The organism is Lonepinella sp. BR2271, assembly GCF_051851515.1.
In the GTDB taxonomy this organism is placed as follows: Bacteria; Pseudomonadota; Gammaproteobacteria; order Enterobacterales; family Pasteurellaceae; genus Lonepinella.
Window position 1 is genome coordinate 259,459 of record NZ_JBPDVF010000001.1, and the last position, 14,969, is coordinate 274,427.

General features: G+C 41.6%; 14 protein-coding genes. 9 read left to right on the forward strand and 5 right to left on the reverse strand.

Features of this window, described 5'->3' with window-relative positions; translation table 11 throughout:
• Positions 1-69: 69 nt before the first annotated feature.
• From ACTG7X_RS01225 to ACTG7X_RS01245, 5 genes are all read right to left on the reverse strand, one after another.
• Positions 70-2,433 carry a hypothetical protein gene (locus tag ACTG7X_RS01225; protein WP_439256731.1) on the reverse strand — a complete coding sequence of 788 codons (2,364 nt, stop codon included), beginning with the start codon at positions 2,431-2,433 and terminating at the stop codon, positions 70-72.
• 376 nt (positions 2,434-2,809) lie between these two features.
• Positions 2,810-3,238, reverse strand: coding sequence for a ferric iron uptake transcriptional regulator (fur, locus tag ACTG7X_RS01230; RefSeq protein ID WP_439240797.1), 429 nt, complete (start codon positions 3,236-3,238; stop codon positions 2,810-2,812).
• Positions 3,239-3,249: 11 nt separating this feature from the next.
• Entirely contained in the window at positions 3,250-3,774 is a 525-nt protein-coding gene (gene fldA, locus ACTG7X_RS01235) for a flavodoxin FldA (RefSeq protein WP_439256732.1), read from the reverse strand.
• 7 nt (positions 3,775-3,781) lie between these two features.
• On the reverse strand, positions 3,782-4,066 hold the full coding sequence (ybfE, locus tag ACTG7X_RS01240; RefSeq protein ID WP_439256733.1) for a LexA regulated protein: 285 nt from the start codon (positions 4,064-4,066) through the stop codon (positions 3,782-3,784).
• A gap of 125 nt (positions 4,067-4,191) precedes the next feature.
• A complete protein-coding gene (locus tag ACTG7X_RS01245; RefSeq protein ID WP_439256734.1) occupies positions 4,192-4,977 on the reverse strand; it encodes an alpha/beta fold hydrolase in 786 nt (261 codons plus the stop codon).
• A gap of 94 nt (positions 4,978-5,071) precedes the next feature.
• Between ACTG7X_RS01245 and seqA the strand changes: the two genes are divergently transcribed.
• From seqA to lpxM, 9 genes are read left to right on the forward strand one after another with little or no spacing between them, the layout of a single operon-like run.
• Positions 5,072-5,737, forward strand: a complete 666-nt coding sequence (gene seqA, locus ACTG7X_RS01250) for a replication initiation negative regulator SeqA (RefSeq protein ID WP_439256735.1) — start codon at positions 5,072-5,074, stop codon at positions 5,735-5,737.
• A gap of 22 nt (positions 5,738-5,759) precedes the next feature.
• Positions 5,760-7,124 carry an o-succinylbenzoate--CoA ligase gene (gene menE, locus ACTG7X_RS01255; RefSeq protein ID WP_439256736.1) on the forward strand — a complete coding sequence of 455 codons (1,365 nt, stop codon included), beginning with the start codon at positions 5,760-5,762 and terminating at the stop codon, positions 7,122-7,124.
• Positions 7,125-7,133: 9 nt separating this feature from the next.
• Positions 7,134-10,466 carry a mechanosensitive channel MscK gene (gene mscK / locus ACTG7X_RS01260; RefSeq protein WP_439256868.1) on the forward strand — a complete coding sequence of 1,111 codons (3,333 nt, stop codon included), beginning with the start codon at positions 7,134-7,136 and terminating at the stop codon, positions 10,464-10,466.
• A 9-nt stretch (positions 10,467-10,475) separates the two neighbouring features.
• Positions 10,476-11,558: a chorismate synthase gene (aroC, locus tag ACTG7X_RS01265; RefSeq protein ID WP_439240785.1), complete on the forward strand. Its 1,083-nt coding sequence runs from the start codon at positions 10,476-10,478 to the stop codon at positions 11,556-11,558.
• 26 nt (positions 11,559-11,584) lie between these two features.
• On the forward strand, positions 11,585-12,037 hold the full coding sequence (locus ACTG7X_RS01270) for a nucleotidyltransferase substrate binding protein (RefSeq protein WP_439256737.1): 453 nt from the start codon (positions 11,585-11,587) through the stop codon (positions 12,035-12,037).
• The gene (locus tag ACTG7X_RS01275) at positions 12,034-12,336 is read left to right on the forward strand and encodes a nucleotidyltransferase family protein (protein ID WP_439256738.1); all 303 of its coding nucleotides are present in this window, start codon (positions 12,034-12,036) and stop codon (positions 12,334-12,336) included. Before ACTG7X_RS01270 ends, ACTG7X_RS01275 begins: the two co-directional genes overlap by 4 nt.
• Before the next feature lie 26 nt (positions 12,337-12,362).
• The gene (gene mepA, locus ACTG7X_RS01280) at positions 12,363-13,226 is read left to right on the forward strand and encodes a penicillin-insensitive murein endopeptidase (protein WP_439256739.1); all 864 of its coding nucleotides are present in this window, start codon (positions 12,363-12,365) and stop codon (positions 13,224-13,226) included.
• Between the two features lie 15 nt (positions 13,227-13,241).
• Positions 13,242-14,006 (forward strand): TSUP family transporter, encoded by a 765-nt coding sequence (locus ACTG7X_RS01285; protein ID WP_439256740.1) that lies wholly within the window; start codon positions 13,242-13,244, stop codon positions 14,004-14,006.
• Positions 14,006-14,965: a lauroyl-Kdo(2)-lipid IV(A) myristoyltransferase gene (gene lpxM, locus ACTG7X_RS01290; RefSeq protein ID WP_439256741.1), complete on the forward strand. Its 960-nt coding sequence runs from the start codon at positions 14,006-14,008 to the stop codon at positions 14,963-14,965. The genes ACTG7X_RS01285 and lpxM overlap by 1 nt, the downstream gene beginning before the upstream one ends.
• The last annotated feature ends 4 nt before the right edge of the window (positions 14,966-14,969 follow it).

The window sequence follows — 14,969 nt, forward strand, 5'->3', positions numbered from 1 at the left end:
GCTTGTTGGGAGGGAATACGCTCCCCATATAAAGAAACAAAGGGCGGATTTTTATGTCCGCCCAATGGGTTAGAGGGTTTCTACACTGATATCCGTCTCAATTTTCAGCGTATAGGTGCCGTTAGAATAAGTGTAATAGCCGTTATCTTTGCTGCCTTGGGTAAAGCTGCTGTCTAGTTTGACTTTATTGCCCGTGCCATTGTCATTGATAATGAGGTTTGAACCGTTGTCGGTGAGATCGCTTAAGCTTAGGGTTAAGGTGTTGCCAGAACCCATAATTTTAATATTTTCAGCAGATTGAATGTTATTTAAACTGAAATTACCGTTGTCCGCCGCGAAAATCACGGTGTCATTACCATTGCCAAGATTGATCGTTTGGCTGGCTGTGGTGCTGAGAGCAACAATATCGTCAGCATCTGTACCATTGTAGCTTTGGGTACTTAAATCTTCAGCGACAGGAATGGTCACAATGTTTTTTGAACCGTCACGATAACTCACTTCCACTTTTGCTACTGTGCCATTTTCCCCTGTTTCCACGTTAATAAAGGAATATTGGAACCCATAACCGTCAGATTCTTGTCCTAGGTAATAAGTGATGGGCTCTGCTTTGGGATTATTAATTGCTTTGGCTAAGTTCAGAATTTCTGTTTGTTCTGTGATGTCAATATTGTTAATATCTTGCACAAAAACAAGGGTGTCATCTACTTGGCTATCACCGACACGATAACCTGTAGATTGTAATTTCAAACTAGTAGCTTCCTGCTTTTCTTGATAGGCTACATCAGCATTAGATCTACTAACATTGTTGTAAGTAGCTGATATGGTGTCATTATTCTTATTGTAATCATCATTTTCAAGTATGAATACCCCTGTTTCTGGATCATAGGTATAGCCATTATTTAGTGTTTTGGATGTTAGCTCCCATTTTGAATTGTTATATGTAAATGTAAAGTAAAATCCGCGACTATATTCTGTTTGTCCATTAAGCGTAATTATGTCACCGTTTTCTATTTTGTAAGTATCAGTACTTTCCATTGGTAATATCATTCTCACCCGACCATCAGATATTTCGTGGTTATTTGGATCAACAGCCGTACCATCAGATTTTAATTCTTCTAAAATAACATTAGGCATGGCAAAGGCGGTGGCATGAGTTTTATCTGAAACTAATTGAGTTTTATCTGCTACGTTAATACTTATTTCCGAACCGTCTTGCACTTCCTTTTCCGTAAGTGTCAATGTCCCTTTTGTATTGATTTCTTCCAGTTGTTCTGGGGTTAATTTACTGCTGGTATCTTCCCATTTTTCAGTATTTGCATTGTAAGTTAAAATGACGGTGGTTTCTGCTTCATTCGGTTTAGTAAACACCAAAGTCGCCACATCCCCATCTCCATGTGGATTGCTCTCCTTATCACCCAAATAAAAAGTGACCGTACCATTATCATCTTTCACACTCGGTTGCGCAGGCGGTAAATCTTGCACAAATTGCTTCGCTTCCACGGTTTCTTTTGAGTTATCACCATAAACAATGGTGATATCGCCAGTTTTGTTGTTGACGCTGACTTCCGTAATTTTTCGGTTACTGTCATTGGTTTCGGCATTGACTTTTTCTTTATAAGCATTGGCGGCCGTTTCAAGGTTGTTAATATCGTAGTCACGCAAATGTGCTGGATTGGTCACCGCCACGGTTTCAATTTCAGGCTCAGTGCGGGCAGCGGAATTGAGTTCTACGGTATTTTGTGGGGAAATGGTGCGGGTTTGCCCATTTGGATAAGATAAAATCACAAAACCTTGCTCGTCCACAATCACCGTTGTCGCGGTTGGATTGAGTTTTTTCACCTCGGCTTGTAGTGCTGCTTGTTCTTCTTGATTAAGTTTGTTGATGTCATATACCCGTAACACAGGATTTGGCGTAGTGACAGTGATCGTTTCTTCGCTAGACGTCGTGTAATGATTGTGCGTATCGCCTTTATCGCTTAAGGCAAACAGCAATGCTGTTGCAGACAAGACGCCAACGCCAATCCAGCCCCAAGGTAATTCACTGCCCAAGGCAATGGCCTCACCGCCTAATACGTGGGTAGCAAGAACGCTTTGATTAAGGGCTGCAATGGCATGGGTTGGCTCACCGTTGGCTGGCACATAAGTGTAATATTGTCCATTTTCAGCTAACCCCGTGATCACCGCAGGGTCACGATAATATTGTTCAATCACCAGATCCGTATCAGCAGAGCCATTAAAACGAATATGTAAATCATCACCAACCCGTTCGGATTGAATGCTTTTCGGGGCAAGATAGGTATCTTGTTCAAGCAGCTCATAGACCACTTTATTGCCCGCATGTTTGATTTTAACAGCGTGATTGGCAGCGTTAGTCGGAACATAAATAGTTTGTGCTGCGACTGAAGGGGATTTTATGATTAATTGGATTGTCATGGTTTGTGTCCTAATTTAAAAAAGTTAGAGAATAAAAATGAACAATAACGCCACATTAACAAGATTTAATGCAGTGTTATGCGTATACGATTGGTTAACGAAAACGTGATAAGATGATGTTGTCGGAGAAAAAAATGTTGTCGGCGTAGGAAATGAAAAAAGCCTTGACAAGCAAGTGCAAAAATTTTGAAAATTATTTGCTTGCTTGCTTGCTTGCTTGCTTGCTTGCTTGCTTGATTATGTGATTTTGCCCGCTTTTTCTCATAAATTCATTCGTGTTTGGATGATGTGACGAAATTTTGGGCGAATATTAGCGGATATTGGGTAAATAGTCAAATATTTACCCGCATGACAGGCTTTATTTTATGAGATGGCATTATTTCTCACATTTCTCAATATCCGTACATTTTCCATACAGATATAAGCTGTGATTTTCTAATTGAATACCATGTTCTTTACTGATTTGTTTTTGGCGTTCTTCAATCACGGTGTCGTTAAATTCAAACACTTTGCCACAATCTACACAAATAATGTGGTCGTGATGAACGGTTGGGGCAAGTTCAAACACCGATTTATTGCCCTCAAAATTGTGACGGGTTAAAATTTTGGCCTCATGGAACTGATTTAATACACGATAGACCGTGGCTAAACCGATTTCTTCGCCTTGTTCAAGTAACAGTTTGTACACATCTTCCGCAGAAAAGTGTTCCATTTTGTGGGCTTGCATAAGTGCCAAAATGGTTAAACGTGGTTCAGTGATTTTGAGGCCCACTTTTTTGAGTAATTTGATATTTTCTTCTGACATAGTGATTTTCCTTATGCGAGTTCTGCTAAACACATTTCATCATAAACTTGTTTCACCCAAGTTTCGACACGTTCAGCGGTTAATTCTGGTTGGCGATCTTCATCAATACAAAGCCCAACAAACGTATTGTCGTCAATTAAGGCTTGTGAAGATTCAAAATTGTATCCTTCCGTTGACCAGTTTCCGACAATGATCGCCCCATTTGGTTCAATAATATTGCGTACGGTACCCATGGCATCACAAAAATAATCGGCATAATCTTCTTGATCGCCACAGCCAAAAATGGCCACTAATTTGTCCGTAAAATCAATTTTTTCTAAGGTTGGGAAGAAATCGTCCCAGTCACATTGTGCCTCGCCGTAATACCAAGTGGGAATGCCGATCATGAGAAAATCGTAGCTTTCAATATCTTCTTTGGTGCTTTTGGCAATGTCACGAATATCCACTAATTCGTTGCCAAGTTGTTTTTGAATCATTTTGGCAATGTTTTCTGTGTTGCCTGTGTCACTACCGTAAAATAAACCAACAATAGCCATTTTTTATTTACCTATTTCCTTGAATATTAAAATAATTTTGTAATATGTTTTCGATTACATCGGCTCGACTGAGTTTGCTCAGTTGGGCCAGTTCTTCTAATTGTTGCACCAACTGGTGATGTAATTTTAATTCTATTCGTTTTAATCCGCTAGATTTGTCACGCCGTAGTTGGTTGCGTTTATTTATGCGGATTTGTTGTTCTCTGCTTAACGGATTGGTTTTCGGACGTCCGACACGTCTTTCATCAGCAAAAAGATCCAACGTAATGCAATCTGCGTCTTGTTTTGCCATTTTTTATTACCGTTCATTATCGCCTTTATTAACAATCATTCGTATGATGATAATGATTAGCTGAAGTGAGAATAATGGCGGAACTATATCATAAATTCCCTATAATTTAAATGCCTAAATTAAGATTAATGTGATTGAAGAAACCGTTCAATGGCTCTGACCACAAAATCTGGCTTTTCCGCATGGATCCAGTGGCCTGCACCGTTGACGGTAAAGGAGGTGGCTTGCGGAAATTGGGCCAAAATTCGTTGGCTATCGTCGGGATGAATATAATCCGATAAACCGCCTTTGATGAACAGTGTCGGTATCTGGCATGGCGATTGCGCTTGCCAATCCATAATATCCGTATAATGTTGATAAAGTGCGGTGGTATTAAAACGAAATTTTTCAGGGGCCTGAGGATCGAAAGATTTCAACATAAATTGTTGAATGCTTTCCTCTTTGATATGTTCAGCTAACAGCGGTTTGGCCTGTTGTCGACTGTCAACCTTGGCTTGTTTCACTGCCAACAGCCCCATAAACACATCATTATGCCAGTTGTGCTGATAACGCACGGGGGCAATATCAATCACAATTAATTTGTCGAGTAAGTCAGGGCGTAAATGTGCCACTCGCATGGCGGTTTTGCCGCCCATGGAATGACCCACTAAAATTACGTGGTTGAGTTGGAGATGATTTAACACCGCAATCACATCTTGTGCCATCAGATCGTAGTTCATTTCATCAGAATGGAAACTCTGGCCGTGATTGCGTAAATCAAGGCGTAAAATGTGGTATTTTTCACTGAATGCACGGGCGATAATCCCGAGGTTATTCATGTCACCAAAAAGGCCGTGAATAAAGACAATAGTTTTCGCCTGATCCTGTTGACAGGCGCTAAATTGATAATTGAGTAATTGTTGAGCTGACATGGCTTTTTTAATCGTTTTTTACATAGAGAATTTGATCAGAAGTAGGTATAATGCGAAAAAATGGATTGTTAATCAAGTTTTGAGAGCAGAATAAATGAAAATAATTGAAGTAGATGAAGAACTCTATCAATATATTGCCAGCCATACGCAGTCTATTGGCGAAAGTGCGTCGGATATTTTACGCCGTTTATTAGCTTTGCCTTGTTTAAGTATTAGCTCGGTGGCGTTGGATTTATCGGAAAAAGCGGAAACGGAAACCGAACAGACCGCCTTACCGCAAGCGTCGTCACCCGAGGAAGATATTCCGTCGACCCAGTCTGAAGTCGAGGTGAGTGTTGGCGAATCAGAGAATACACCAGAACCGCCCGTTCAAACAGCGCCAACAGAGGTAAAACAAGGTGATAGTCGTGCGTTAGTCGCCTTATTGGACGCACCTGAATTTAAACAAGAAACCAAAGCGGTGGTACGTTTTTTAACGATTTTAAGTGGGTTGTATCAATCGAATCCAGCGGATTTTTCCGCTGCCATTCGGAGCGAAAATGTACAAGGTCGAACCCGAGTCTATTTTGCACAAGATGAACAAACCTTATTGGGGGCGGGTAATCACACCAAACCAAAACAAATTCCAAACAGTCCACATTGGGTAATTACCAATAATAACAGTGGCCGTAAAATGATTATGTTTGAGGGCGTGATGCGTGAAATGGGCTTTGATGAGAAAACCATTGATTATGTGAAAAACGCTTTTGTGGCCGATTAAGCATTCAGGCAAGATTATCGTTATGCAACTATTGCCTTGGCAAATTTATGCGAATCAGCCGCAGAAACAAGCGCAAATCGCCTTGCGAGATCACTCGCAGGGCGTTGCTTTTAGTTGGTTTGAACTGGCGCAGCAGATTTCAGCCAAATTGGCTTGGTTAACGGCATTAGGATTAAGCACAGGCAGTGGCGTGGCCTTGTCGGGGAAAAATAGCCTTGAATTATTGCTCTGTTATTTGGCGGGATTGCAAGGTAATATGCGGGTTTTGGGCATTAATCCCGCTTTCCCTCGTGAAAAAATACATCAACTTTGTGTGACCCATCAAATTCAATATTGGATTGATTGTACCCATACAGAAAAACCAATGGCCATATCGCCTATGGCAGATCGGGTTGAACACCATGAGGGATTGACGTTAACCTTAACCTCGGGTTCAACAGGGCAACCAAAAGCGATAGTGCATAATGTACAAGCTCATTTAGCCAATGCGGCGGGCGTTTGTGCTTTAATGGCCTTTACGCCAGACAAATCTTGGTTACTGTCATTACCCTTGTATCATGTGTCAGGTCAAGGCATTGTGTGGCGTTGGTTAGCGCAAGGGGCGGAATTGCATGTGCCGAGTGCGGATTTTTATGCAGATGTTTTGCAAGCTAGTCATGTATCGTTGGTGCCAACACAGGCATTACGGTTACTTGATGATGTGGCCACAAAGCCGAAAAGTGCGGTGCAAACGCAAGCGATTTTATTAGGGGGCGCGAATATTCCCCTCGAAATAACCCAAAAATTAACCGCACTTGGTATCCAAACCTACGCGGGTTATGGCATGACAGAAATGGCCTCAACGGTTTTTGCCAAACGTTGTGATGGCCAATCGGGCGTGGGGCAACCTTTGTTGGGGCGTGAATTTCAGATCGTCAAAGATGAAATTTGGCTCAAAGGCGCAGGATTGGCTTTAGGCTATTGGCAACAAGGTCATCTTCAGCCGGTGACCAATTCACAAGGTTGGTTAGCCACCAAAGACAAAGCCGTTTGGGACGGTGAACAGTTGCATATTTTAGGACGCTTGGATAATCAATTTATTTCGGGCGGTGAAAATATTCAGCCAGAAGAAATTGAGCAAATTATTCAACAACATCCCAGTGTAGAACAGGTTTTTGTCCTCCCTGTGGCAGATCAAGAATTTGGTCAACGTCCTGTGGCAATGGTGACATTTCAACAGGATTTTTGTCAAACTGCGGTGCAAAATCTGCAAGATTGGTTACAAGATAAAATTGAACGATTTAAACAGCCAGTGCGTTATTTTCCGTTAACGGTGAAATCGCAAGGTAATATTAAAATTTCACGGGCTAGCCTTAAACAGGCATTGGCCGACTTAATCAGAGCGTAATTTATGAGTATGTTTTACAAGGCGTTGAGCCACCTTTTTTTCGCCATATTATTCACCCTGAGCTTGCCTGCGTCGGCGAATTTACCCACGGCGAAAGAGATTCAAACCCAATTAGCCAGTCTGCAAAAAGACAATCAAGCGGAAGATAACCAAGCGGATATTAAGAATTTAGAAGAAACCTTGGCATTACTGACGCAATTAGATAAGCAGAAACAGGATAATGAGAATTTAACCAAGCAAATTCAAGATTCCGCAGAGGCGTTACAACATAGCCAGCAAAATATTCGTCATCTGAAATCGAAAGCGCGGAGTGCGGAACAGATCCAAAAATCCTTGGCGAATTTATCTGTGGATCAGATGAAAACCCATGTAGATGAAATTAATCAGAATTTGCAACAAATTCAAGCGGATTTAACCACACTGAATGCAAATTTGTCTAGCCAAAAAAGTGTGCCAGAACGGACACAAGCGACCTTGACGGAAAACTCCGCACGTATTCAAGCCATTAATGACGCCCTTGCATCAGCCAGTACCTCAAGCACCAGACGAGCAAGATTGACGGTAGAATTAGATTATTTACTGGCCAGTAACAATTACAAACAAATTCAGCTCGGTGGCAATGAATCCTTAACCAGTTTGTACACCAGTCAGTTAGAAGAAAAAACCTTAATGCAACAGCAATTACAAGCCGAATTGGTGGAATTGCAAACGGCAATTAATACAAAAAATCTGCAAGAGAGCCAAAATCAATTAGAACAAGCGACGGCACAAAAAAATAGTAATACCACCGATAATCCTGTGATTGTCCGTGAACTCGAATTTAATGCTCGAGTCAGTGAGGAATTATTGGCGCAGACCACGCAGCTTAATGCTTTGTCGCAAGATCACTTACGTATAAAAAGCATTTTAGATAATTTACAACAAACCCAACGGAATATTGATGAACAAATTAGTTCGTTGCAAGGCACCTTGATTCTTTCTCGTGTGATTAATAAACAACGTCAATCGTTGCCTAAAGATGAGATGATTTCTGGCTTATCCAAAAAGATTGCCGATTTACGGGTGAGAATTTTTGATATTAGCGAATTTCGTGATCGTATGAATAACGTTGACAGCTATATTGATAACTTGGCGAAAGAAGAAAAAATTACCTTTACCGATAAAGAACGGGCACGTCTGAAAACCATTATTGAAGAACGTAGTAAGGTGATTTCGGACGTATTGAAACAGTTAAATAACCAATTAAATTTATCTATCAATATTGAATTAAATCAGCAACAAGTGCAAACCATCAGTGATACATTGCAAGATAAACTCAAACAACAAAGTTTCTGGGTGAAAAGTAATGCGTCGATTGATCTGGATTTTTTCAAGAATTTACCGACTTATCTTAAATTCCAATCTCGTGATATTGCTAAACGTTTTGACTTTTCCAACTGGCGAGATAATGTGTGGTCAGCGAGTTTTTTAGTGGCGATATTATTGTTGTGTACGTTAGCGATTTTGCGTCAAAAAAACAAGATTAAGCAGAAAATTACCGAAATTAATAATAAATTAAAAACCTTAGGTAGCGATAATCAATGGAATACGCCAAGTGCGGTGTTTTGGACCTTAATTTTATGTTTGCCAAGCACTTTTGTGTTTTTAATTCTGTTTATTCTGGTGACCTATTTCTGTTTGCAAGATCCCACTGAGGCTTGGACATGGGGCTTAAAAATGGCGGGCTATTGGTTGTATTTTGCCTTTATGTTGGCATTATTACGCCCAAATGGCATTGCGCATACCCATTTTAAAATGCCAAAACAAAGTTCTGAAAATTTCCGACGTATTCTAAAACGTTCCATGTGGGTGGTGGCATTATTATTAAATACCTCCATTTTCACGAATTTAGAGGGCGGTGTTGCCTACGATATCCTCGGTGAAATCATGACGATTTCCGTGTTGATTATCCTGTTGTTGATGATCGGCCCTGAAATGCGTTTGGCGATCAGTTCTTACCAACATACCTTAACGCACCAGCAAAGCATGAAAATCTATTTGCTGCGGTTTTTGCGGTTTTTCTCCTTGCTTGCGCCAATCTCTCTAATTATTTTGATTGGGTTGGGGTATTATTACACCTCATTAGTGTTGATTGAGCATTTAATTTCCTCTTACATGGCATTAACTACTTGGTTGATTGTGCGGAGCTTGATTTACCGTGCCTTAGAAGTATCCGCTCGTCGTTTGGCGGCTCGCCGTTTAAAAGAAAAACGTGAGCAGATTATGGCAAAACAACAGGCAGACAACAATAGCGATAGTAATGAAGAAGAATTAATGCTTGATATGCCACAGCAAGATGACGCATTAGCCGTGAGTCAAGTGAAAGATCAGGTGTTACGTTTAATTGATTTTTCCTTGTGGGTAGGATTATTTGGCTTGATGTATATTGTGTGGTCTGATTTAGTCACCGTGGCCTACTATCTCAACGGCGTCACCTTGTGGCAACAAAGTGTCACCACAGAGGCAGGCACGGTGATGGAATCTATCACGTTGCTGAATTTATTGATTGCCGTCATTGTGTTATTTGTGACCTATATTATCATTCGTAACCTGAGTGGATTATTAGAAGTCTTAATCTTCTCGAATATAAAACTATCGCAAGGCACGCCTTACACTATCACGACCTTATTAACCTATATTATTATTGCGTTGGGGGCGGCACTTTCCTTTGGTATGTTGGGGATGTCGTGGTCGAAATTACAATGGCTATTTGCTGCATTATCCGTTGGTTTAGGTTTTGGTATGCAAGAAATCTTTGCGAATTTCGTGTCGGGTATCATTATCTTATTTGAACGTCCCGTTCGTATTGGGGATGTGGTGACCATTGATGGTTTTAGTGGCACGGTTTCCAAAATTCGTATCCGCGCCACGACAATTGTAGATTTTGATGGCAAAGAAGTGATTATGCCAAATAAAGCCTTTATCACCAGTCGTTTGACTAACTGGGCATTAAGCAATACCAGTACAAGGGTGGTGATTCAAGTTGGGGTCGCTTACGGTTCAGATTTGGAATTGGTGAAACGTTTATTATTACAAGCGGCCTCTGAAAGTGATCGTATCTTGAAAGAACCCGCACCAAAAGCCTATTTCTTGAATTTTGGCGACAGCACTTTAGATCATGAATTGCGTGTGTATGTAGATAAAATCGGTGATCGTACGCCGACCCAAGATTTCTTAAATAGTCGAATTAATCAATTATTTACTGAACATAATATTGAGATTGCCTTTAATCAGTTAGACGTGTACATTAAAAACACGCAAACAGATCAAGAAATTAAAGTGCATTCAGAAAAATTAGCATAAGGATTTATCATGGCAGGAAATTCAATCGGACAATTATTTAAAGTCACCACCTTTGGCGAATCCCATGGCATTGCGCTAGGTTGTATTGTAGACGGTGTTCCGCCCAATATGGCGTTAACCGAAGCCGATATTCAACCGGACTTGGATCGTCGCAAACCGGGTACATCACGTTATACCACGCCACGTCGTGAAGATGATGAAGTGCAGATTTTATCGGGCGTCTTTGAGGGCAAAACCACAGGCACGAGCATTGGTTTAATCATTAAAAATGCCGATCAACGTTCGCAAGATTACGGCGAGATTAAACATCAATTCCGCCCCGGTCATGCCGATTTTACCTATCAACAAAAATACGGCATTCGTGATTACCGTGGCGGTGGTCGTTCTTCTGCGCGTGAAACCGCTATGCGAGTGGCCGCAGGCGCCATTGCTAAAAAATATTTGCGGGAGCAGTTTGGCATTGAAGTCAGAGGCTATTTATCTCAAATTGGGGATGTACAAATTGATCCGCAAACGGTGGTTGACATTAGCCAAATTGACTGGCAACAGGTGAATTCCAATCCATTTTTTAGCCCCGACCCAAGTGCGGTGGAAAAATTCGATGAATTGATCCGCCGTTTAAAAAAAGAGGGCAATTCTATCGGGGCTAAATTAACCGTAGTAGCGGAACATGTGCCTGTTGGCCTTGGTGAACCGGTCTTTGATCGTTTAGATGCCGATCTCGCCCATGCCTTAATGAGCATTAATGCAGTGAAAGCCGTGGAAATCGGTGACGGTTTTGCCGTCGTAAATCAAAAAGGCACCGAACACCGTGATGAAATGACACCCGAGGGCTTTTTATCCAACCATGCGGGGGGGATTTTAGGCGGAATTAGCAATGGTCAACCGATTATTGCCACCATTGCGTTAAAACCGACCTCAAGTATTACGATTTCAGGTCGTACGGTGGATATTCATAATCAGGCGGTTGACTTGATCACCAAAGGGCGTCATGATCCTTGTGTGGGTATTCGAGCAGTGCCGATTGCGGAAGCCATGATGGCCATTGTGTTGTTGGATCATTTATTGCGGTTTAAGGCACAGTGTCGATAAAACGGCGGTGAAAAATAGGACAGAACATGGACAATTTGCAAAAACAAAAACTGGATATCTCTGCGTTAGAAAATGCCTTTGATTCTTTAGATCAAACCCTATTGACGTTGTCCAATGAAGATTGGTTTAACGCTCAAACAGAAATCGTGCAAGACACATTAATTGCAGGGGCGATTCAGAAATTTGAGTTTGTTTATGAACTTGCTATTAAAATGCTCAAACGCCAGTTAAACTTGATTGTGTCCAATGACATTGATGTGGACAGTAGCGATTTTCGTGATGTATTACGCATGGCTGCTCAGTTTGGCTTAATTGACAATCCAAATCAATGGGTGGAATTTCGCAAAATGCGGAATATTACTTCGCACACTTACGATCAAACGAAAGCCGAAAAGGTGTACAGCGAGATGGCGGATTTTTTACAAAGTAGCCGTTTTTTAGTGGAACAGTTGCGTTTGCGTCAAGGACCGTCTTTATGATTGACTTAAGCGAAGAAAATCTCAATATTGTCAAAGGTATTTTGGCGAAGTTCGTACCTGATTTGCCTGTGTGGGTGTTTGGTTCCCGAATCAAAGGGACGGCAAAAAAATATTCCGATTTGGATTTAGCCGTGATTACCCAACAGCCGATGTCCATTCGTCAGCAAGCAGATATTGAAGAGGCCTTTAGTGAATCCGATTTACCGATTTTTGTGGATGTGATCGACTGGGCCAGTTGCAGTGAGAATTTTAAACAGATTATTTTACAACAGTATGAAATCCTACAAACGGGGATTTAATTTTTATTTATCGGAAATTTTTTAACATGACATTGAAAAAAACAGCATTCATTTTAACCGCACTTTTAGGCATATCAACCACCGTTTTGGCCTCGCCAGCGGAATGGCAACGAGTGAAACGCCCGATTCCCAGTGAAAATGGGCAAGCTCAACCGATTGGTTCTTATGCCAACGGCTGTATTATCGGCGCAAAAGCCTTACCCGCAAGAGGGGAGGGGTATCAGGTGATTCGTATCAATAAAAACCGTTATTATGGTCACCCTGATATGATTAGTTACTTACAACGCTTAGGTCAACGAGTAAAAAAAGCGGGGTTGCCGACCATGTTAGTGGGCGATATTGCCATGCCCGGTGGCGGGCGTTTCTTAACGGGTCACGCTAGCCATCAAATGGGCTTGGATGCGGATATTTGGTTGCGCATGGGCGCTATGTCGGATCAAGAGGCCTTAAATTCGGATGGTAAAGGCTTGTTAGTGGTAAATCGTGCCGCTCAAGTGGTGGATGAACGTGTTTGGAATCAGAACCACTTTAATTTAATTAAATTAGCGGCACAGGATAATCAAGTGACCCGTATTTTTGTGAACCCCGCCATTAAAGTAAAACTTTGCCAAACGGAAAAAGCCGATCGCAGTTGGTTACATAAAATTCGTCCTTGGTATGGTCATGATAGCCATTTTCACGTACGTTTAGCTTGTCCGCAAGGCGCAACTTATTGTGAAAATCAAGCGCCGGTGCCGGCAGGAGATGGTTGTGGGGGAGAATTGTATTCTTGGTTTGAACCGAAAAAACCTTCTGCTAGCACAAGTAGCACAGTGAAAGCGAAACCCGCAGAGCCATTTTTATGTCAGCAGGTGTTAAATTCACCTAAACGCAGTGAATGGTTAGAATAATCAGGAGAAAGTGCGGTGGAAATTAGCCTAGAAATCCTCAGTTTATTATTTGCCGTGGCCTTGGTCGCTGGCTTTATTGATGCCATTGCGGGTGGTGGTGGTTTGATCACCATTCCCGCTTTGTTAATGGCGGGCATTCCACCAGTATTGGCCTTAGGCACCAATAAATTACAAGCCTGTGGCGGTTCTTTTTCGGCCAGTTTGTATTTTATTCGCCGTAAAGCGGTGAATTTACGCCAGATTGGGTTGTTGATTCTGATGACCTTTATCGGTGCGGTGATTGGCACGGTGTTAATTCAGCATATTGACAGTTCGTTTATTAAAAAGGTGATTCCTTTTTTAGTATTAGCCATGGGGCTGTATTTTTTATTCACGCCCACATTGGGCGAAGAAGATCGCCATCAACGTTTTTCTTTTGCGGGCTTTGCGTTCACGGCTGGCTTGGGCATTGGTTTTTATGATGGTTTTTTTGGCCCTGGCACCGGATCATTATTGAGTTTAGCTTTCGTGACTTTACTGGGGTTTAATTTACCGAAAGCCACGGCGCATGCGAAAGTGTTGAACTGCACGTCAAATATTGCCTCGCTGATTTTCTTTTTGATTGGTGGACACATTTTGTGGACCGTGGGCTTGGCGATGATGTGTGGTCAATTTATTGGGGCCAATTTAGGTGCGAGAATGGTACTCACCAAAGGCAAAAAATTAATTCGCCCAATGGTGGTGATCATGTCTTTTATGATGACCGCTAAAATGGCCTATGATCAAGGTTGGTTTAATTAATGCAACATCCAGAAAATAAGATACGTGAAACGGCCAGAGTGGGCTATGAGCCACATTTTTCATGGCAATATTTAAAACCGCAATATTGGGGCATTTGGCTTGGTATTGTATTGTTAATTATATTGGCCTTTATTCCTTATCGTTGGCGGGATAAACTCGCGGGCAAAATCGGCTTAATTGCGGGACAAAAAGCCAAAAAACAACGCCATCGTGCCAGATTAAATTTGACCCTCTGTTTCCCCGATTGGACCGAACAACAACGTGAAAAAGTGATTGATGAGATGTTTATCACACTGGGGCAAGTGATGTTAGGGATTGGAGAAATTGCGATACGTTCTAAAAAACATTTGCAACAACGCAGTGAATTTTTAGGCATTGAACATATTCAACAAGCTAAAGCGGACGGGCAGAATATTATTTTATTGGTGCCGCATAGCTGGTCCATTGATGCCTCGGGGATTATTTTACACACCCATGGCATGCCAATGACATCGATGTTTAATCCACATCGTAATTTGTTGATTGATTGGCTTTGGACGAGAACAAGAGTACGCTTTGGTGGCAAAATGCACACCCGTCAAAATGGCATTAAACCTTTTTTATCTATGGTGAAGAACGGGCATATGGGCTATTACTTACCGGATGAAGATTTTGGTGCAGAGGCCAGTGAATTTGTTGATTTTTTCGCCACCTATAAGGCCACCTTACCGGGTTTAAATAAAATGGCGAAATTAGCCAAGGCGGTGGTGATTCCAATGTTCCCTCGCTATAACGCCGAGGCAGGTAAATACCAAATGGAAATTTTAGCGCCGATGACATTAACTGATGATCCTGTACAATCGGCTCGAGCCATGAATGAAATCATTGAATATTTTGTGGGGCAAACGCCCGAGCAATATGCGTGGATTTTGCAATTATTCCGCACCCGTAAAAACGGCGAAGATATTTATTCAAATTAACAAA